Below are 20,049 nucleotides of genomic sequence, written 5' to 3' on the forward strand. Positions count from 1 at the left end.
TTATCAGCCGGTAGTCTCCGTCCGGGGGAACACGATGCACCTACATTCTTATAGACTGAGGAATTTCCGGCGACTTCGGGACGTACACGTCGAGCTTGCGTCCGACATCTCCATTTTCGTTGGGGCGAACAACAGCGGGAAAACGTCGGCAACGCAGGCGATGCAGATGTTCCTCTCCGGCGGCAGAGACGCCTTTTCGTTGTACGATTTCAGCTCTCACGTTTGGCCGCTGCTAGACGAGATCGGCGAACGAGACGGCGAGATCGACGGGGCCGAGTTTCCTACCGTCTCGCTCGACCTTTGGTTCGAGGTGGCAGCAGAAGACCTCTATCTCGTTATCCCCATCCTGCCTTCAACCGCCTGGGCCGGAACGCTCGTCGGCGTCCGCGTAGAATTCGCGCCGAAGAACGCCGCCGAATTGATCGAGCGTTACCGCAGCGCTCGTGATGATGGCCAAGCTAAAGCTGCGGCGTTAATTGGCGGCGCAGGCGACTATGTGCCTTGGCCGAAATCGCTGTCAGCTTATCTGCTTGAGGAACTGAGACGTGAGTACGAGTTGCACTACTTCGTCCTTGATCACGCTCAATTCGATGCGAAGTTTCAGGCGGTGGAAGGATATCAGCCGCTGCCTCTCGGCAACGAACCCGGCGGCGCTGCTGTGCTTAAATCGCTCATTAAGGTCGATTTCCTGAATGCGCAGCGGCACTTGGCAGATCATTCAACAGCCTCCGGCGGCGGTGGTCGTTCAGAGGATTTGTCGAAGCGTTTAAGCCGCTTCTATCAGCGCAATCTTGATCAACGTCAGGACGACCATCAGGCGCTGAAGGCGCTGTTCGAATCTGAGGTAGGCCTCGATAAGCATCTGGCGGAAGTTTTTAAGGATACTTTAGATCGACTGGGGCGGTTGGGTTACCCCGGCCTAAATAACCCGCGGCTCGAAATCAAATCGGCCCTCAACCCTGCGTCCATCATGACACAGGACGCGCGCGTCCATTACGTTTTGGGCGAAGGCGGGCAGGCAATGATGCTGCCAGACACCTATAACGGACTCGGTTTCAAGAACCTGATTTATATGGTGGTCGAAGTGCTCGACCTCCAAGAGCGCTGGAAGGCCGAAGAAGAAAAGCGCGCGCCTCTACATCTTATATTCATCGAAGAACCAGAGGCGCACCTTCACGCGCAACTCCAGCAAGTGTTTATTCGCAACATTCTCGACTTGCTAGTCATACCGGGTGAGGGCGGAGGGTCGTTCACCACCCAAGCTGTCATTACGACCCACTCGCCTCACATCCTGTATGAGCGCGGCTTCCAACCGATACGCTACTTCCGACGTGAGTTAGCTGGCAACGATCAGGTTACCGAAGTGCTCAATCTGTCCGCTTTTTATTCGGAAGAAAAGGAGCATCGCGATTTCCTGCAACGGTATCTGAAACTCACCCACTGCGATTTGTTTTTTTCGGACGCGGCGGTTCTCGTCGAGGGCAACGTCGAGCGGCTACTACTCCCGATCATGATATCACAAGCGGCGACTTCTCTGCGATCTTCCTGCATTTGCATCCTAGAGGTGGGCGGCGCCTTTGGTCACAAGTTCAAGTCGCTTATTGAGTTCCTCGGGATCGTCACGTTAATCATCACCGACGTGGACAGCGTCAGCCTATTGCCTGCCGACCATGGCGGCGATGATGATGACGATGACGAACTGGAAATCGAATTTGAGCCCCAAGAAGGCGAAGCCGCCGATGATTTCGAGGCATTGATAGGCGGGGCTGCCCCAGTCGCGCCGGAAGGACAAGTCCCGGATGCTGCGCCCGTGCATCGCTTTGGTAAGAAATGCTTACCGGGGGTGCCCGACGCGGTCACGTCGAACCAGACTCTCGTGAAATGGCTTCCGGCCAAGCATTCAATCGCAGACCTTTTCGCAGCGACCGATGAGGAAAAGGAAACACCGGCGAATGGGATGACCCGCGTCCGCGTAGCATATCAGACTCCGGTGCCGGTCCTGTGGAATGGTCATAACGCTCAGCTCGCTGGGCGGACTTTGGAAGAAGCTTTCGGGCTCGAGAACGCCGAATGGTGCCAGAACGCCGAACAGAGAAAATTGGGTCTGCGCTTACGCGGTGCTTTGGCCGATCCCGCGGCCCTAGCGGCGGGACTCCATAAGCGGGTCAGCGGCGACAGTTTCGACAAGACCAAGTTCGCCCTAGGAGTGCTTACGGCCCGACCGGAAGAGTGGCGGGTACCGGCATATATTCGCGATGGTCTCATTTGGCTCAAAGCGCAGGTAGATCTGGAAGTCGAAGCCGAAATTGAAGGGCCCGCGGGCGGTGAATAGCCGCGCGCAGCAGCCCGATACGCCGGCTGACGTGGACCTTCGGGACTGTCTTGGAGCGCAGCCGCCGACTAGTTTCAATATGGTCGCCGGAGCGGGTTCGGGCAAAACCACGTCCCTTATTAAGGGGCTCGCCTCGATACTTGCGATGCATGGTGAGCGCCTGAGACTGCGCCGGCAGCGCGTGGCATGCATCACCTATACCGAAATCGCTGCCGGAGAAATATGGGCGGACGTGGGGAACAACACGCTCGTTCACGTCTCGACGATCCATAGTTTCCTTTGGTCGATCTCGCGCGGCTTCCAGCAAGACATCGCAGCTTGGGTCGCTAACAGGATCGACGAGCGGATCGAAGAATTGCAACAGGCGGCCGCCGATTTTGGCCCGCGCGTTCAACAGAGAACGCGAGAAAAGAATGCTCGCGATTCCGCGCGCTACGAGCAGCAGCGCGAGACTGTCTCTCAGGTTCATACATTCACTTATGGAACTGGTAGCGACTACGCCAAGGGTGTCCTCGGTCACGACGACGTCATCAAGATGGCGTCGCAGTTGATGATTCATCGCCCGCTCTTCCGGACTTTGGTTGCGCAGCAATTCCCGTTCGTCTTTGTAGACGAAAGCCAGGACACGTTTCCCATCGTTGTCGAAGCGTTGATTGCGGTGCAACAACAAGAGAAAGCTCGCTTTTGCCTCGGGTTCTTCGGTGACCCAATGCAGCGTATCTACCCCACTGGAATCGGAACGGTCCCTAAGCCGGACGATTGGCGGGCCATTCCCAAACCGGAAAACTTTCGTTCGCCGACCACAGTATTGAATCTAGCGAACGCTATTCGGCGTGACGGTGATGATCTGGTCCAGATCGGCGGCCGAAAGATAAAGGAAGGAGAGGAAGAAGTGCCAGTCGCAGGCACAGCACGACTGTTCGTCCTACCGAACGACGCTCACCGGGATGAACGCGTGGCGCAAGTGCGAGCGTGGGTGGCAAACGCAAACGACGACGAGATGTGGCAGCCCGACGCTGAGGGCGATCCAGTAAAAATGCTAGTGATTGTGCATCGAATGGCAGCGAAACGATTGGGTTTCGGAGATCTTTACGCGGCACTTAACGACAAGGCGCCGGACACCTTTAAAAATGGTTTTCTGGACGCGACCGCTTGGCCGCTGCGGCCGTTGGTTTCGTTTCTACTGCCGCTGTCAGAAGCCGTCCGCGATGGGCGAGACTTTGATACAATGCGACTACTTCGCCTTCATACACCGTTGCTTGTAAAGGCAGAGCTCCAAGGCGTTAACGTCGCCGATCGCCTCAAGCAACTTCAGGCTGCGAGCGATCAGGTCGGTGAACTAATGGGACCGGAATCGCAGGCAACGATCCGCGACGTATTGGTGCTTGCGAAAGAAAACCGCTTGGTTGCGTTTGATCCTCGGTTGAGCGCCTATCTTGAAGAAGTTGCGGCGATTGCACCCGACGCGGAAGAGAACGACGGCGGTGATCCGGAGGGGGGCGAAGATCTTTCAAATGAAATCACTTCGATGGCCGCGTTCCTCGCTTGCCCAGCCAATCAACTTCGACCTTATCAGGCATATGTCAACGAAGAGTCGCCCTTTTCTACGCAGCAAGGCGTGAAGGGGGCCGAGTTTGATCGCGTGCTTGTCGTCCTCGACGACGACGAGAGCACGCACTTTCAATTCTCTTATGAAAAGTACTTTGGGTTGAAAGAGCTATCCGCGCGGGACATAAAAACGATGGAGGAGGGTGGTGAAACCGGCATCGAGCGAACTCGACGGCTTTTCTATGTTTGCTGCACACGCGCTAGGGAGGATTTGGTCGTTGTTCTTTTCGTAGCGGATCCGGTAGCGGCGATAGCCCATATTCGCGGACTCGGCCTCTTCCCGGATGCGGATATTCTCTCGCAGGATGAGCTCGCTTAGCCGCCGTCGCGGCTCGATCAGGCGCTGCGCATTGGAGAAGGTCGTAGGCTTTTTGGGGAGTTCAAAGTGCCGGCTGACTTTTCGAAGCAGACGATCGACACGTTAGCAAAACGAGCGGCCTATCTGTGCAGCGGGCCAGATTGCCGCGTTTCGACTGTAGGGCCGAATTCTGAAGCTGCGCGTGCGACAATCATCGGTGAAGCGGCGCACGTTTATGCCGCGAGGGCCGGCGAAGCCCGCTACGACGAGAGCATGAATGACCAGGCACGGGCCGCGATTTCTAATGCGATATGGTTGTGCCGAAACTGCCACCGGCAGGTCGATCGCGATGCACAAAAATTTCCTGCGGACCTTCTGTTCCTTTGGCGTGAGCAGCACGAGGAATATGTCGCGTCCAACTTGGGTTCGAAATCGGATAAGGCACGGTTCGATCTTGCTCGACATGAGCTGGCCCAATTCGAGGGCTATCCTCCCCTGATCCGGCGCATAGCCTGTGACAAGCCACCGGGGTGGGAGTGGAGTCTTTCGGCAGCGCTGATGCGTCATCTCAACGCGCCCCTCTTTCGAAGGCTTGCCGACCTGCGCGAAGGAGTTTGCGCCCTAACGGTTTATGCCCTCGACAACGAGGCGGTGATCGATTTTGCCCATACTCGCCTCGAAGATATGACCGAAATGATCGGTCCCCTAGGCAAGATTCTAGAACGGTTTAATCGCGCGTGGGGTGCGCCTGGTGAACCGGGAGACATCAACGAAATCCATCATACGGCGCTTCTCCTTCGTGATTCCCTCGCACAAATAGTCGCCCACGAAGAGATGTTGCGATCAGTACGTGTGTCGCCGAAACACGGTGAGGTCATCAACCTGCTACAGGACGCGCTCGGGTCGCAGGCCGAAAAATTCGCGGCGACGCCCGATCGGCTCGACGAGATAGTAGATATGGCCATCCGCCTTGATGAGAATGGTTCGGATTCGACGCCCATTGTCGTGACCGAAACTATCACCTTCGAATTGCCTGATGGCTGGGCCGACAAATTCAATCGCGCAGTCAGGCGGATCGAGGGACGCGGCATTTCCAAAGGGTTTGCAGAAGGATATCGGCAATCTGGCAACTCGGGTTCAGGATGCTTGACCGCCATCGGTTTCATGATCTTCTTTCTTCTCCTTCTCCAGTTCTTTTGATGCGTTCGACATGCAGGGGCGCTGTCATTCAACGGACGCGACGGTCTGGCCGGACTCCCTAGGCCATTCGGGGCGCTTCAAAACCTTGTTGGTGATCATCGCGTGTGCAAGGTTCATCTGATCGGCCACGAAATCCCGAATGAAAATATGGTCATCGGGCGCAGCCTGCTCATCTCCCATCTGCGCCGCGGTCGTTTCGAGGAAGAGCTTCATTCCGTTGAGAAGGCCGCTCATCGCGACGATCCGGCGCGCGAGCGAATGGCTTCCCTGATCGTCAAGCTCATAGGCAGGAAAACGTCCCAGTTCCTCCACCACCACGCTCATCGAAACTGCCGCACCGCGAAGCGAAATCGCAAAGGGGGAGAAAAAAGTCAGCGAGCGGTGGTAGCTTTCAAGCGCCTCATAGCCGTGCGATAGGAGCCTTGTTCCAGCTCGGCGCAATTGCCGCTTTCGCCGCCAGATAGGTATGAAAACCGTGAGGTAAGTGACAGCCAGCGCTGCGATAGCGCCGGCAAATTGAGCCCAGCCTGCGAGTTTTTCATGGGCTTCCAGCCAATCGATTAGGTCGTTCACAGCGTACTCCCGCAATCCTCCAGCCATCGTACCCGACTTGTCGGTCGTGGTCGCAAGTGAGCGTCCAGTTTTAGTTTTGCGCACTGTAATGGCTGTCGGCATTGGTGATATCCAGCAATATCACTATTGCTCAGCTTCTCAGCCAAAGCCGATAGCCGGCCAACAAAATTTTTGGTGATAGAGGCTGCAATAGCTGGGCGTTTGAAAACGAGGCTGCGGATCGAGAGGGCGGGGAATTGGCGAAGAAGATATTCTGGTCGTGGCAAAGTGACACGGACGCGCGGGTAAGCCGCAACCTGATCAGGGAGGCGTTGGTGATGGCCCTCGCAAAGATCGGATCTGAATATGAAGAAGCCGATCGGCCCGAAATCGATCAGGACACGAAAGATGTTGCGGGGACTCCAGACATAGTTGCGTCGATCCTCGAGAAAATTGACGCGGCTTCGGTATTTGTCGGGGACGCCACCCCGGCCATCCGCTGTCCGAAGAGCGGCAAGGTCTTTCTGAACCCCAACGTCATGATCGAATATGGCTATGCCAAGAAGGCGCTCACGAGCAATCGGGTCGTACTCGTCTGGAATATTGCCTTCGTCGATGCGCGGCCGGAAGACCTGCCGTTCGATTTGCGCGGCCGCCGAGCGCCGATAAGTTACAGCCTTGCAGAGGACGCAACCAAGGAAGAGTATCGCAAGGCGCGTCAATGGGTCGCCGAGGAACTCGAACGGCGCGTGCGCTCGGCCCTGGGGACGGTCCCAGCTCCGCCTGCGCCGATTGCCTCATGGCAGGATGGCATGGAAGATGGTCATGGGTGGGCCGGATCCGACTCGCCGCTCACTATCAATCCACGCGTTTCGTCGAGCGAGAAAGTCACCCTGCTCGGAAAGAGCGGGTTTTATGCGCGGATTCTCCCGGTACATTTTCAACCTGCGGTGGACATCATGCAGCGTTTCCAGCGCGACCGGATTTATGTCTTTCCCTTGGGCGGGACGAGCAGCTTCACCGACGGGAACACGACCGGCGGCGTCGCGAACCGAAGACACGCGAAGAGTGACCCGGAAGGTGTGGCCAGCTCGATGACGCGCTGGTGGCGCAGCACCGGAGAGATTTGGGGTGCGGCGGAGGAGGCCACGTACGAGCGAAACGGAGAGCGCTTCTTTGCCGACGAATATGTGTTCAAGCACTGGGTGAGTTTCTTACGCTATCACTTAGAGCTATCGAAGTCTTTGGGCGGTGGGGCAGCGCATCATGTGCGCCTTGGCCTCGTTGGCATGGATGATGTCTCATGGGCTCCCGGGACGCTTGACCCCTATGAGCGCACCCTGTGTCTCGAGTCGCGCATCGATTTCGAGGGAATGATTGATGACCATTCAAAGGAAGCTGTCTGCGGGCTGGTCAAGCAGGCGGCTGATCAGGTGCGCGATGCGTTCGGTCTGTCGCATCTCGATGAGACGCGTTTCCGCCTCCAATATGAGGGGTCATAAATGCAGCCGCGACGCAGTCACCCCGAGCGAGCATAGCCGATGCGGCTGAAGCTCGAGGTCGACGCTTCGGCACGGCGGCTGCTCGGTTTTCTCGAGCAGAATCGGGAAGAGGAAATCGTCGAATTTCCGTTCAGTCATTGCTTTCCGCGAAATTGCTGTGAAAGCGCCTCGCTGATCCTCATCTACCTGATCGAGGAGAAATACGGTCTCGACAATGTTGTCCTAATCAAGGGCACGAAACCGCGAAAGCATGAGCATCATCTCTGGGTGTCGGTTGATACTTGGCTCTATGACCTCACGGCCCACCAGTTTCCACGTCGGCGCCCGATCATCGGTGCTTTTGCGCACAGTCTCTTCTTCAGTTTCGCCGACTGGAAAATTGAGCATTGTAGGGATTTTGTCGATCGCGGCACGATCATCGACAATTACCGGCGGGGCGTCATTCCTTTCTGAATCACCGGGTTCGGCTAATGCTCAACTGAGTGCTGATCTCAGCGTGCGTTGGATTGAACAAGGTCAATAACCTTCGAACACCATTGGGTCGTGGCCGCCCCAATCGAGATTATATTTCTCCGGCTTCGTATAATGCTTGTCGAACGCGGTGATGAGGCTGCCATCCCTTGTCGCCTCGCATAGGTTGCGGACGTCGTTTCCAAGTCGGAGCCCGATCGAATAGCGCGACGGTTTGATCTTCGCCTTGGCATTCGCGAAGAACAGGAGCGATTCCGGGGAAAGGGTTGCCGTTGTCCAGAACTCGAAGATGGCATCGAGGTCCTTCCAGTCTGGGTGTGCGCGGATTTCCTTGTACATCAGCGGTACGCTGATCTGCAGCCAGCGCTTGAGATACTCATCGGGAAGTTCCGCCCGCGGGCTCCACCCTTTGCATTCGATGACGGTGACCGCTTGGCCGGGTTTCACGGCAACTACGTCGCCCTCGGCCTTCGCCTTCCCTCCAGGTTCCTTGAAGATGCGGTTCATCGTTACGCTAGGCGAAATCAGCTTGCGGGCGATTTCCGCCGCCATGAACTCGAATAGCGTCCCGCGCAGCTGGATGGCCGCCCCTTCGATCTTGCCGAGGGCATTGAAGAGCGCTTCGAACCGGTCGGCATCGATCACCGAAACCGCAGCAAGCTGCAGAGCGATCGTCAGTTCGCGCAACGCTTCGGCGATTTCCTGGCCGAACATGGTCGCCGGCGTTGCCGGCATAATGCCGTTTTTCTTGAGGAGCTGGAACGCGTCCTTGCTGTAGGAGTCGGCAACGAAAATCTGCATGCACGGCCCGACCTTTTGCAGGCTGCGCAGGGTGAGGCATTTTCGAATGAAGGGCTCGACCCCATCGCGCGTCATCTTGTCCCCGAGATGGACGTCACAGACGACGAAGCCGGGTTTGACTTTTCCTTCGGCGCTCTTCCGAACCATGGGACCGAGATAGCAAGGGGCAGTAAGGTCCCACGCAAAGGTCCCGACCTGGGGAATTTCGTCGTCGGTTCGAAGGGCGACCTTGCCGTAGCTCGCGATCCCCATCTTCTTCAGCCAGTCCTTGACCGCCGCGAGCAGGATATTTTCCGTTATCCTTCGTGCCTGGATATTGTCGGCCCCAAATTCATAATGTCCCTCGCTCTGAATGAGGGCGATGCATTCGCCCGAACCCGGGACGATAACTTGTTCGAGCAATCCGGCTTCCTGGAGCCGTGTAAAGATCGTTGAGGGGGAAAGGTGCTTTTGAAGCTTCATCGGCGCGCCGGAGACGATTTGAAACTCACGCGCCGGCACGATGCCGCCGCGTTGCCGCAACGCGGCGATCGCAAATCCGTATGCTGAATTGGTGTCGATCAGGGCTCTTCCGAGCCTGTCCCAATACCAGGGCGAGCCGAACTGTCCCTGCAGATAAAGGAATCGCGACCGGTGCGGAAACACGATCCCGCCGAGCCGCTTCACGTCGCCACTTGCGCGCGACACGCGCTGGCGTGCCGTCGCGGGTGTAATCCCGAGCTGATCGACAAGATAAGCCGCGACGTCACTAGAGAGCGCGGGGCCATCGTTCTTGAGGTAGGTCTCGATCAGTTTCGTCACGGGCTCACCCTATGTCACACTGCGCTATTAATATCATGAATACATGGCGGTCGTCTCGCTTTTTTGATGTCGCGTAAGTGATATTGTTTTATAATGATAATTTATGCGGACTTGACGCCAATCGGGAAGGGCATGTCACAATAAGCCGTTTCGACCGTGACTTCAGGTGGTGAGTTTGCGATGATATGCCTGATGATGGATCAGCACGAACTGATGGTTGACGTTCTTCGCGCCGCCGGCGGCCACCCCGTCGAACCGTATTTGCCGGAGGGCTATAACGGTAGGCGGGCGGATATCCTGTTCGCCGATCAACCTGTCGTCGTTGAGGTCAAATCGATCGGCAGCGACCGGGCAGCGTCGACCGAGGTTGCAGACGCCCTGGGAGTCATGTTCGCCAAGAATATCACGAACGGAGCGCCGGTCATCACCGAGAAGACCACCATCCATCTATATGATCTTCCCGAGGTTATCGCGCACAAAGCGATGCGGATCATTGGCAAGCGAGTGCAGCGGGAATCAGTTGATGCCAACAAACAGATCAAGGCGACAATCGCCGCATTGGGACTGGAGGACCCTTATGGTCTCCTCGTCTTCATCACGCCTCCGTTCCGGCTCGACCGCCGTTCAATCGTGTGGCTCGTCAATGACGCTGTCAAGGGCGGCACGTGCCGATCGATCAACGGTATTCTTGTCGTCGAGACGCCGCTCGGAACTTCGGGCGCGCTGCCTTCTACCAGCAATGCCTTTATCTCTTTCCATAGCCGCGATGGGCGTAAGTTTCCGCCCGCTCTCCGCGAAGCGATTGGAGTGGCCTGGGGTACGGTGACAGGGCAGCGAATGCACCGCGCCGACGAGGAAGACTTCGCAAAGTTGGGAGCGACATCCTGATCTTGACAGCTTCCCGATAAGAGCCACGGGATCGGGCCTCTGGCCATATGTGAGGACGCGGACTGGAACGATCTAAGCCCAGCAGGATCTCGGCCTTAGCTACTGTCGGCTTTTAATGATTTGCGCCCAGAAGCCGACCGTCTCCAACCGGCCAATTCTGTTTGTGATTGCTACAACGCTGAACCTTTAGCGCGTACTGCCGCCGTCGGTTGGGTTCAGCAGCTCCGGCAGGACGGTCTGCCCCGGCAATTTGATATCGTGAAGGTCCTTCAACCGGGCGGCGGCGGCGGCCCAGAAGGACGCCTCTTCGAACTGCTTTTTTGCGGTCAGCTGGTGAATACGCTTAGCGAGTTGAGTCTCTGCCTGATCACCATGAAGGCGTTCAGCTTCGCGAACCTGCTCCCAAATGTCTTGTTCAGTATGAGATTTCACTTGGAGCGACCCTTGTGATTCGACCATGCTGGGTTACGAAGTCTATCATATTTTCGGCAAAAATGAAGTGGCTAATGCGCCGTGACATCGTGGCGAAGTTTTTTGGACGCGGGCCCTGACTGGTACGTGATGCTTGGGAGGCCCTTCGATTTCGAGGCGTCCTTCTTCATTGTGCTCGGAACTAGCTATGTCCTGCCAGCGTATGTATTCAATCGGGAAGCTGACGGTTGCAGGCTCATGCGGGCTCGCCTGGTTCGGTGTCCTGATAAGGATCAACAGTGGGCGAAGGAATCATTCTTCTCGTTGAAGACGAGCTTCTTATTCGGTTCATGCTTGGCGACGCGTTGCGAGATGCCGGATACACAGTCCTCGAAGCGAGCGATGGAGACGAGGGGCTCGCGGTCCTGAAAACCGGACAGACGGTCGATTTGATGATTACCGATGTTCGCATGCCCGGCGGGATCGACGGAATGGAACTGACCCGCCGCTCGAAGGAACTTGCGCCTGCCCGGCCGGTTATTGTTTGCTCCGGCCATTTGCTGCCGAACGAATCCGAGCCGGCAGACGCATTTATGTCTAAGCCTTATTCAGCGGATGCGCTGATCAATGAAATTGGCAGGCTTATGGGGGCTTCATGGCGAACGGATCCACAGACCCGCAGTGCTTGATCGTCGCGGACAGCGACGTCCTTATCCGCAACGCGCTTGCCGAATATCTTCGCCACTGCGGCTACAAAGTTATCGAAGCAGCGAGTTCGGACGAGGTGATGACCGCGCTGCGTCTCGGTACGACTGAGGTCGATGCCGTGATGGCCGATGCCGAGCTCGCGGGATCGCCCAACGCATTTGAACTCCGCATCCGGCTTCGCGAGGAGTTCCCCGACGTTACGGTTGTTCTGGCCGGTAGCATCGACGCTGCGGCCAAGGCCGCCGGGCAGCTCTGCGACGAGGGTCCGCATCTGCGACGCCCCTACGAACCTGAAAAGGTCGTATCCCACATCAAGCGGCTGCTGGCCGCCGCGACGTGGAAGCATCGCTGACCGTCGTCGGCAATCGGCTTGCCCGATTTTCGCTCCCGTCGGCCAAATTCGGCGGTCCATGGATTGCGAAGGCCAACATAACGGCGGCTTTCGCCAATTTTTAGGCCAGAAGCCGCCTGACCGAAATCGGCCAGATGGTAACGGTCAGAAAGCGGAAAAGCCGGTGATTGCTCGGCCAAGAACGAGTGCGTGGACATCGTCAGAGCCGCCGTGGGTACTTACGGCCTCAAGGTTCAGCATGTGACGAAGGGCTTCGTATCCCGAGGACATGCAGCTCCCTCCGATGATCTCCCGCGCCTGGCGCGCGATGGTGAGTGCTTTTGCGGCGTTGTTCCGTTTGACGAGAGAGATTGTTTCCAGAGCACATTCATGTCTGTCGATCAGGCGACCGACCCTCAGCGACGCCTGCAAGCCAAGCGAAATATCGATGGCCATATCCGAAAGCTTCTTCTGAAAGAGCTGGCTTGCCGCGAGCGTCCGTTCGAACTTCTTGCGTTCCAAACCGTGCTGCAGGGCTATCGTAAAACAACTCTTCGCAGCTCCCAGGACCCCCCAAGACACCTCGTAGCGGGCACGCTTCAAGCAATCGAGCGGCGCTTGGAGTCCAATTGCTGCGGGAAGGATCGCGTCGCGGCCGACATGGACATTGTCGAGGCTGACGACGCCGTTGATCGATGTTCTGATCGCGAATTTGTTTCGAACCTTTTTCGTCGAGAGCCCCCGGGAGCCCTTCTCGACGAGGAATCCGCGTATCACGCCCCCATGCGCTTCACTGCGAGCCCAGACGATGAACAGGTCGGCGATTGGAGCGTTGGAGATCCATGCCTTCTTCCCTGTGACGCGGTAGCCGCCATCAATGTTGACCGCGACCGTTTTCATCGCGGTGGCGTCAGATCCACCGGCGGGTTCGGTCAGGCCGAAGCAGCCGATTAGTTCGCCACGCGCAAGTGCGGGCAGATAGCGGCTCCGCTGCTCGTTGGAACCAAAGCGGTAGATTGGATACATCACAAGACTCGTCTGGACGTTCAGCAGCGAGCGACACCCGGTGTCGATTCGTTCCATCTCGCGCGCCACCAGGCCGTAGGCGACGTAGGACGCCCCAGCACATCCGTATATTTCCGGGAAGGCGACGCCGATCAGACCATGCTGCCCCATCGCCCTAAGCAGATTGGGATCCGAATAATCGTCGTCGAAATCCGCCGTCACGCTCGGGCGAAGATAGGTTTCCGCAAATTCGCGAGCAGCGTCCCGGACCAGTATTTCGTCGCGGTCGAGCTGGGAATTCAAAGATAGCGGATCGACCCGGTCAAAGCGCCCATCGGTGCTTTTCGCGTCGCGCCACCTTCTCGTCACAAAGCTTTGGGTCTGGCGCGCCCGAGCAGTCAAATGTCATTCAGCTCCGCCATTTGTATAGACTGCATAATGTTTGACGAGTCCTGCGGTGACCCAGCGGCCCTTCCATCCTTTGGGAATGAAGCCTGCGTCACCGATGTCGATTGCAAGCGACGTGCCATCATCGGAGACGAGCGTCAGGGTTCCGCTCAGCATGTAAAGGAACTCGTCATAGGGATAGGCGTCGAATGGGATATCCACTGCATCGCATTTGTAGACACCCGCGGAGAAATAGCGGTCGGTCGAACTCAGCGCGGTTGCGAATATGCTGGGACCATCCTTGACGACGCCGGGACGGCCGAAGACGGCATCGCTTGCTTCTCCGGGCTCGATCTTGGTGGGACCTGTCCGCCCCGGAAGGGTCGCGGTTGCTTCATTTTGTTCACTCATCCGGTTTTCTCCTCAATAGCGGGGCTCTATTTTCAATTGGCGGGCGGCGCATTGTCCGCCTGGCGGCATGTCGCTTTCATGCCGTGTTTGTCGGGATGCCTGCGGATGCTTGAGCACTGCCGAGCATCGCGATCGCTTCGGCCGCAGAAATCTCGCGCAGCTGTTCCTCGATCCGGCCCACTGCGATGGCCGCCTCAAGGCGGCGGCGAGATGATATATGTGACGGCTCATCGGGTCTGGCCTCAGCCTCGGCGCGCCGCCGTATCGCTCCAATTTCCTCTAACAGGGCCGGCGACGCAGACGGTCGCAACTGCAATGGAATGGATTGGCCGGCGCGGGCCATGGCGTCATCGAATATGCCGATGTCGAGGGTCACTGAATAATTGCCGAGAAGCGCCATATTCTCGGTGGAAATGGTGATGCTTGCATTGCTGAGGGTGCCGTCTGAGCCATAGGCAAAGCACTGCTTGAGCCTGTCGACCGCGGCCTCGAGTTCATAGGCTGGCCCAGCGTCGCTGCTGGCGGTACGCTCGGGAACTGCGAGATGGGTGATGCCGCGGCTGTTGATCGCGGCGAGCAATGCCTCGCACGTGGGTTCGACGAAAACCTCCTTGTGCGTCGGATAAAGATCGAAGGCGAGGAAGCTGCCCCACGGCCCTCCGGCGTGGAAAATATAGATTTCGGGATAGATCGTGCGCCGACGTCTCTTGGCGCCGGCATCGTAAAACGCCGCAGCTCCGAACAACAGCAATAGACCCGCGCCCAAGGCGCCAACCTGCTCGTCCACGACCACCCCAAGCCTGTCGCGTTCGTCCCAATCGAGAAACGCCTCGGTAGCGATGGGTTCGGTTCCGCGCAGAATGCGGAACATATCCTTCCTGACATCGAAAGCCGTGTGCATGCCTGCGTCTCTCCGAATGCTCTCGCGGTTCGAGGCCGAATCGATGGTCTCGCGAATATTGCACGTTGAAGCTTTGATGAAAATATGTCATATGTCAAAAATTGTAGTTGGATCTGATGTTGGCATTGAAATTGGTCGGTTCGTTGGCGCCCCGGGCGCAAGTCGTCAGGCTAGCTGGGCACCCCGCTGGATATGGGAACGGCGAAGCAATCAGGGGCATGAGAAGAAACATAGTTGATCCGCTGTTGAGCTTCTTTCGCGGATTTTGGCGGGGAATTGCGATTGACAAGGTCATGAGGGACATGGATATTTGGCGTTCGACAAATTTGTCGGCGATACTCATTTATGGTGCCGGTGAGTTGCGGCGAGGAGATGCGGTTCCGCTTGGGAATGGCGTGAAGTTGAGGTCGTGAGGGCGGGGCGCGTCCTTTTGCGGCCGAAATTGGCAGGGGCAAGTCGAATGAATATCCGGTCCAATCTTGTGCGTGGGGGTGCTCTCGTCCTGACGATTATGATGGCTGCGCCGGCGGCCGCCCAGTCTGAAACGGGTGGCTCGCGGACGACGGTCCAGATCACACCCTATGTCTGGGCCTCGGGATTCGGCGGGACCCTCCGCCCTGGACCCGGGGCGCCCACGGTGCATGTCGACAAGAGTTTCGGTGAGCTGATGGAGGACGTCGACGCGGCCTTTTTTGTCAGCGGGCTCGTCAAGCATGATCGTCTCGTGGTGATCGCCGACCTCACCCATTCTTCCTCTTCACGCGACGGTCTGGTGCCGACCGGCAATCCGGCGCTTCCTGTCGTGCACGCCGAAGGCAAGTTGAGCCAGACGTCGGCGACCGCGCTCGTCGGTTACCGGGCGGTCGAACAGGAAAGCGCATCGCTTGACGTGCTTGTCGGCGGACGGGCTTGGTGGATCCGTCCGAAGGCTGCGGTGCCTGCGCTCAATGTTTCGGCGAGCGCGAAAGCGAGCTTCGTCGACCCGGTCTTTGCGACGCGCCTCAACATCAAGGCATCGCCCCGCCTGTCGTTCCTGCTTTACGGCGACATCGGCGGCTTTGGCGCGGCATCCGAAGTCACCGGGCAGGCGGTGGCGACGGCGAACTTGCGGGTAGCTAAGAACATCTGGCTCTCGGGCGGCTATCGCTATCTTTATGTCGACTACAAGAGCGGCAACGTCCGGACGAGCGCCGCGCTCGCCGGCCCGCTTCTTGGTGCGACGGCCTCATTCTGACAGGCTGGAAGGCACACGCGAGCCTTCGATAGAAGTTTTCGAACTGGACAGGGGCAGGCGATGAACATGAAGACTTTGCATCGGGGATTGGGCATTGCGGCTGCGGTCCTGATTTCCTCGCTCGCAATACAGGGCGCCCGAGCGCAAGACCCGGCTCCGGCATCCGAAACGCTGTTCCGCAATGTTCGCGTTCTCGATGTCGTGAAGGGACAATTGGGCGCGCCGACCAACGTTCTGATCGAGGGCGACCATATCGCAAAGATCGGCGGCAACATCACGGCGCGCTGGCCGGCTAAAGTCATCGAAGGCGGCGGCCGCACATTGATGCCGGGCATGATCGACGTGCATGTACATCTGACCTTCAGTGCGCTCACGATGCCGCAGATGCTGTCGCCCGACCTCACACCCGAAAAGGCGGAGGAGGCCGCTGGACGCCAGTCGCATGACATGTTGCTGCGCGGTTTCACCGCGGTGCGCGACGCTGGCGGGCCGATCTTCGGGCTGAAGCGGCGCATCGATTCCGGCGAACTGATCGGCCCGAGGGTCTGGCCGTCGGGCGCGGTGATTTCGCAGACCAGCGGGCATGGCGATTTCCGGCTGCCAAGCGAGCGGTCGCGGAAATTCGGCGGCAGCGTCTCGCGGTCCGAACTGTTCGGTGCCAATTTCATCGCGGACGGGACCAGCGAAGTGCTGACCGCGACACGCGAAAATCTGCGCTTCGGCGCCAGCCAGATCAAGCTGATGGCGGGCGGCGGAACCTCCTCGGAATATGACCCGATCGACGTTACGCAATATACGTTCGACGAGATGAAGGCGGCGGCCGATGCGGCGGCGGACTGGAACACCTATGTGACGGTTCACGCCTACACGCCCCGCGCGGTGCGCCGGGCGATCGAGGCGGGCGTGAAGTGTATCGAACATGGGCAACTGCTCGACGAGGATACGCTGCGCCTGATGGCCGACAAGGGCATCTGGCTCTCCACCCAGACCTTCGCCGACGACAATCCGAATATGGACCCCAAGCGACGCGAAAAGCGGCGCGAGATTGTCGCCAACAATGCGGCGCTTTGGACGAATGCGAAAAAGCTTGGCGTGAAGCTCGCCTGGGGAACCGATTTTCTCTTCGAGCCCGAGCTCAACGACAAGCAGAACAGCTATTTGCTCAAATTGAAGCCCTGGTTCACGCCGGCCGAGATTTTGAAACTGGTGACGCATGACAATGCCCAGCTTCTTGCGCTTTCGGGGCCGCGGTCGCCCTATGCCGGACGGCTCGGGGTGGTCGAGGAAGGCGCGCTCGCCGATCTCCTCCTCGTGGACGGTGATCCGCTTGCGCAGATCGATTTGCTCGGCGATCCCGCGCAGAATTTCGACGTCATTATGAAGGACGGAAAATTCTACAAGGGCGGGCAGTGAGGGTCAGGCCCGGCCCTTGCCGGCGGACGCAGTTCGCATGAGTTCGGCTCCGATCGGAAAGACGCCGCCGTGGACCGCCGTCGTTCCGCTCGCCGCACTGGCGTTGTTCGGTTGGACGAGCGCCAAGCTCGCCGGGTCCGACGGCGGTTTCGCACTCATCCTGGCCGCCGCGTTTCTCGGCGCATCGGTTTTCGCCGCCGTGCATCACGCCGAAATTCTCGCCCTCAGGCTCGGCGAACCCTTTGGTTCGATCCTGCTGGCAGTCGCCGTGACCGTGATCGAGGTGGGCCTGATCGTCTCCTTTCTTCTGTCGGGCGCGGAGGGCGTCGAGACGGTGGCCCGCGACACGATCTTCTCGGCCGTGATGATCGCGGTCAACGGTGTGATGGGCATCAGTCTTGTCGTCGGCGCGCGGCGTCATGGAGAGCTGGGGTTCCAGCTCAATGGGGCAACCGCCGCGCTCGCGGTGCTGGGCACACTGGCGGTCCTGAGTCTGGTGATGCCGCAGTTCACTATCTCAGCGCCCGGCGCGACCTATTCCTCTACCCAGCTTTTGTACGTCGCACTCGCCTCGCTGGTCCTTTATGTGACGTTCATCCGGATCCAGACGGTCAAGCACCGGGACTATTTTCTCTTCGGGCCCGAAGAGGACGAGGCGGCGATCACGCCGTCCCGCCGTCAAGCCGCCGTGAGCCTCGCGCTTCTGCTGCTCTGTCTTGTTGCCGTCGTCCTGCTTGCAAAGCAGCTTTCTTACCCGCTCGATAATGCCATCGCGCGGGCAGGGCTTCCGCAGGCCTTTGTGGGCGTGGTCGTGGCCATGATCGTGCTGCTTCCCGAGAGCATCGCGGCGATCAAGGCTGCCATTCGCAACAAGTTGCAGGTTAGCCTCAACCTTGCCCTGGGCTCGGCGATTGCGAGCATCGGGCTCACCATTCCGGCGGTAGCCATCGTTTCCCTGGTGGTCGCGCAGCCCCTCGATCTCGGGCTCCCGCCAGCGCAGACCGCGCTCCTTGGTCTGACGCTCCTGATCGGCGCGCTGACTCTGGGGACTGGACGCACCACGGTTTTACAGGGGGTCATCCATCTCGTCATTTGCGGTTTCTTCCTGCTGGTATCGGCCGTTCCCTAGGAGGGCTTGTCCGGGAAGCCAGCAAGGTGTCGATCCGAAAGGGAGTGCTAGCCTATGTCGATCCTGTCCATGACGCTCCGCTTTTCAGGGACCTTTTCGCTGATCTGCGGCGTGCTCGCCATCCTCAACCCGCTTGCCGCGACGATGGCGGCGGTCACGCTCGCCGCCGTGGCTTTGGTCCTGTCGGGCGGGATCCAGCTTGTTGGTGCCTTTTTTGAAACGGGATGGCGAACGCGTGCGCCGTCGCTGTTGACCGCGGGCGCGGCGCTCGCGCTCGGTCTCTCGATCCTTTTTCATCCGGTGGCCGGCGCCAAGGCGCTCACCATTCTCATGGGCATCCTGTTCCTGATTTCCGGTCTCGGGAAACTGGTCTGGAGCGTCTCGCATCGTGAGGACTCAAGCTTCTGGCTGCTCCTTGTTTCGGGTGCGGTCTCGCTCCTGCTCGCGCTGCTGGTTTACCGCCACTTGCAGGGCGGGCGTTCTGCCATTCTTGGTACCTTCCTGGGGGTCGAGCTGATGCTGAACGGGCTTGCGCTGCTGGCGGTCGCGGCGCTTGGACGCCGGGTTCTCGCGGAAGTGAGAGGCTGATGCGACGGGTCGCCGCCGTCGCGGCGATCATCCTGCTATCGGCGGGCTGCGCATCCTGGCCGCAGGACAGGTTCGCGTCCTGTCCAACCGCTCCCGAGATGCCCGTCATCACGCGTCTGGCGGACGGGCGGCAGAGCACGACGCTTAGCATCCTGATATATAATGTCGAAGGTCTGCCATGGCCCGCGCGAAAGCATCGCGGCCCATCGCTCGACCGGATCGGGAAGAGCCTCGCCGATTTTCGGGCGCAGGGCAGGGCGCCGGACATCGTCCTGATGCAGGAGACCTTCACGAGCCGCGCGGCGCGAATAGGCGAGCACACGGGTTACGCCAATGCGATCGGCGGTCCCAAGCGGTCGGACATGGCGAAGGATCCGGCAGTAGCCGGCGAGTTTGTCACCGAGCGACGCCGAAAGAAGGGCGAACGCGGACCCAAGCTGATGCGAAGCGGCCTCTATGTGCTCAGCGACTTTCCGATCACCGAGATGTTTCGGGAGGGCTTCGCGAGGAATGCGTGCGCGGGCTTCGACTGCCTCGCAGCCAAGGGCGTCATGCTGGTGCGGGTGAGGGTGCCTGGCGTGCCTTCGCCGATCGATATCTTCACGACGCATATGAACGCGGGCCGCGCGGCGCGCGTCCCACTCGAACGCTCGGCCGAGGCGCATCGTTATCAGGCCCTCCAAGCAGCGCAATTTCTGGATCGGCACCATGTGCCGAATAATCCGCTGATCATTGGCGGCGATTTCAACATGCGGCGAAACGCCGAGCGGTTCGACTTTTTCTCGACTGCCATCCCTTATGAAATCGTCCATCGCTGGTGCATCGAGAAACCCGCGACCTGCGCCGTCAAAATGTCGTGGGATGGCGACGAGCCCTGGATGGATACGCAGGACCTTCAGGCCTTCGACAACGGCAGGAGGGTGTCTGTCGAACCGATCCGCGTCGAAGCGATGTTCGACGGTTCGGACAACGGCGCAAGGCTATCCGATCACGATGGTTTCCTCGTCACCTACCGCCTTTCGTGGCGTGCGGCAGGGGCGTTAGCTGCGAACGACTTCTGCAAGACCTAGACCGAGCG

The 20,049-nt window shown here is 58.8% G+C and carries 19 protein-coding genes; 13 read left to right on the forward strand and 6 right to left on the reverse strand.

Annotated elements, in window-relative coordinates:
• Positions 1-34 precede the first annotated feature (34 nt).
• The 3 genes from ACREBX_RS13240 to ACREBX_RS13250 all read left to right on the forward strand — a co-directional run bounded on the left by ACREBX_RS13240 (position 35) and on the right by ACREBX_RS13250 (position 5,438).
• Positions 35-2,332 (forward strand): ATP-dependent nuclease, encoded by a 2,298-nt coding sequence (locus tag ACREBX_RS13240; RefSeq protein WP_431562206.1) that lies wholly within the window; start codon positions 35-37, stop codon positions 2,330-2,332.
• Positions 2,325-4,259 (forward strand): UvrD-helicase domain-containing protein, encoded by a 1,935-nt coding sequence (locus tag ACREBX_RS13245; protein WP_431562207.1) that lies wholly within the window; start codon positions 2,325-2,327, stop codon positions 4,257-4,259. The genes ACREBX_RS13240 and ACREBX_RS13245 overlap by 8 nt, the downstream gene beginning before the upstream one ends.
• Positions 4,260-4,325: 66 nt before the next feature.
• The gene (locus ACREBX_RS13250; RefSeq protein ID WP_431562208.1) at positions 4,326-5,438 is read left to right on the forward strand and encodes a hypothetical protein; all 1,113 of its coding nucleotides are present in this window, start codon (positions 4,326-4,328) and stop codon (positions 5,436-5,438) included.
• A gap of 24 nt (positions 5,439-5,462) precedes the next feature.
• On the opposite strand, the gene ACREBX_RS13255 is transcribed toward ACREBX_RS13250, so the two are convergent.
• On the reverse strand, positions 5,463-6,113 hold the full coding sequence (locus ACREBX_RS13255) for a hypothetical protein (protein WP_431562209.1): 651 nt from the start codon (positions 6,111-6,113) through the stop codon (positions 5,463-5,465).
• A gap of 134 nt (positions 6,114-6,247) precedes the next feature.
• Here ACREBX_RS13255 and ACREBX_RS13260 point away from each other — a divergent pair, with 134 nt between their 5' ends.
• Together ACREBX_RS13260 and ACREBX_RS13265 are read left to right on the forward strand one after the other, a co-directional pair.
• The gene (locus ACREBX_RS13260; protein WP_431562210.1) at positions 6,248-7,492 is read left to right on the forward strand and encodes a hypothetical protein; all 1,245 of its coding nucleotides are present in this window, start codon (positions 6,248-6,250) and stop codon (positions 7,490-7,492) included.
• A gap of 39 nt (positions 7,493-7,531) precedes the next feature.
• Positions 7,532-7,945, forward strand: a complete 414-nt coding sequence (locus tag ACREBX_RS13265; RefSeq protein WP_431562211.1) for a hypothetical protein — start codon at positions 7,532-7,534, stop codon at positions 7,943-7,945.
• Positions 7,946-8,008: 63 nt separating this feature from the next.
• Here the strand turns inward: ACREBX_RS13265 and ACREBX_RS13270 are convergent, their stop codons facing one another.
• Positions 8,009-9,565, reverse strand: a complete 1,557-nt coding sequence (locus ACREBX_RS13270; RefSeq protein ID WP_431562212.1) for a hypothetical protein — start codon at positions 9,563-9,565, stop codon at positions 8,009-8,011.
• 192 nt (positions 9,566-9,757) lie between these two features.
• On the opposite strand from ACREBX_RS13270, the gene ACREBX_RS13275 reads away from it, so the two are divergent.
• Positions 9,758-10,453, forward strand: coding sequence for a hypothetical protein (locus ACREBX_RS13275; RefSeq protein WP_431562213.1), 696 nt, complete (start codon positions 9,758-9,760; stop codon positions 10,451-10,453).
• A 186-nt stretch (positions 10,454-10,639) separates the two neighbouring features.
• Here ACREBX_RS13275 and ACREBX_RS13280 read toward each other — a convergent pair whose 3' ends face one another.
• Entirely contained in the window at positions 10,640-10,885 is a 246-nt protein-coding gene (locus ACREBX_RS13280) for a hypothetical protein (protein ID WP_431562214.1), read from the reverse strand.
• 278 nt (positions 10,886-11,163) lie between these two features.
• Between ACREBX_RS13280 and ACREBX_RS13285 the strand changes: the two genes are divergently transcribed.
• Both ACREBX_RS13285 and ACREBX_RS13290 read left to right on the forward strand, forming a co-directional pair.
• Positions 11,164-11,553: a response regulator gene (locus tag ACREBX_RS13285; RefSeq protein WP_431562215.1), complete on the forward strand. Its 390-nt coding sequence runs from the start codon at positions 11,164-11,166 to the stop codon at positions 11,551-11,553.
• Positions 11,520-11,924 (forward strand): response regulator, encoded by a 405-nt coding sequence (locus ACREBX_RS13290; RefSeq protein ID WP_431562216.1) that lies wholly within the window; start codon positions 11,520-11,522, stop codon positions 11,922-11,924. Before ACREBX_RS13285 ends, ACREBX_RS13290 begins: the two co-directional genes overlap by 34 nt.
• A gap of 144 nt (positions 11,925-12,068) precedes the next feature.
• Here ACREBX_RS13290 and ACREBX_RS13295 read toward each other — a convergent pair whose 3' ends face one another.
• From ACREBX_RS13295 to ACREBX_RS13305, 3 genes are all read right to left on the reverse strand, one after another.
• A complete protein-coding gene (locus ACREBX_RS13295; protein ID WP_431562280.1) occupies positions 12,069-13,277 on the reverse strand; it encodes an acyl-CoA dehydrogenase family protein in 1,209 nt (402 codons plus the stop codon).
• A gap of 36 nt (positions 13,278-13,313) precedes the next feature.
• Positions 13,314-13,706, reverse strand: coding sequence for a cupin domain-containing protein (locus tag ACREBX_RS13300; protein WP_431562217.1), 393 nt, complete (start codon positions 13,704-13,706; stop codon positions 13,314-13,316).
• 76 nt (positions 13,707-13,782) lie between these two features.
• Complete coding sequence (locus tag ACREBX_RS13305; RefSeq protein ID WP_431562218.1) at positions 13,783-14,607, reverse strand: hypothetical protein; 825 nt, start codon at positions 14,605-14,607, stop codon at positions 13,783-13,785.
• Between the two features lie 460 nt (positions 14,608-15,067).
• On the opposite strand from ACREBX_RS13305, the gene ACREBX_RS13310 reads away from it, so the two are divergent.
• The 5 genes from ACREBX_RS13310 to ACREBX_RS13330 all read left to right on the forward strand — a co-directional run bounded on the left by ACREBX_RS13310 (position 15,068) and on the right by ACREBX_RS13330 (position 20,041).
• Complete coding sequence (locus ACREBX_RS13310; RefSeq protein ID WP_431562219.1) at positions 15,068-15,841, forward strand: hypothetical protein; 774 nt, start codon at positions 15,068-15,070, stop codon at positions 15,839-15,841.
• Between the two features lie 66 nt (positions 15,842-15,907).
• On the forward strand, positions 15,908-17,254 hold the full coding sequence (locus ACREBX_RS13315) for an amidohydrolase family protein (protein WP_431562220.1): 1,347 nt from the start codon (positions 15,908-15,910) through the stop codon (positions 17,252-17,254).
• Positions 17,255-17,291: 37 nt separating this feature from the next.
• Positions 17,292-18,383, forward strand: coding sequence for a calcium:proton antiporter (locus ACREBX_RS13320; RefSeq protein ID WP_431562221.1), 1,092 nt, complete (start codon positions 17,292-17,294; stop codon positions 18,381-18,383).
• Positions 18,384-18,437: 54 nt separating this feature from the next.
• The gene (locus tag ACREBX_RS13325; protein WP_431562222.1) at positions 18,438-18,971 is read left to right on the forward strand and encodes an HdeD family acid-resistance protein; all 534 of its coding nucleotides are present in this window, start codon (positions 18,438-18,440) and stop codon (positions 18,969-18,971) included.
• Complete coding sequence (locus ACREBX_RS13330; RefSeq protein WP_431562223.1) at positions 18,971-20,041, forward strand: endonuclease/exonuclease/phosphatase family protein; 1,071 nt, start codon at positions 18,971-18,973, stop codon at positions 20,039-20,041. Before ACREBX_RS13325 ends, ACREBX_RS13330 begins: the two co-directional genes overlap by 1 nt.
• The last annotated feature ends 8 nt before the right edge of the window (positions 20,042-20,049 follow it).

It is taken from the genome of Sphingopyxis sp. (assembly GCF_050725655.1).
Classification (GTDB): Bacteria; Pseudomonadota; Alphaproteobacteria; order Sphingomonadales; family Sphingomonadaceae; genus Sphingopyxis.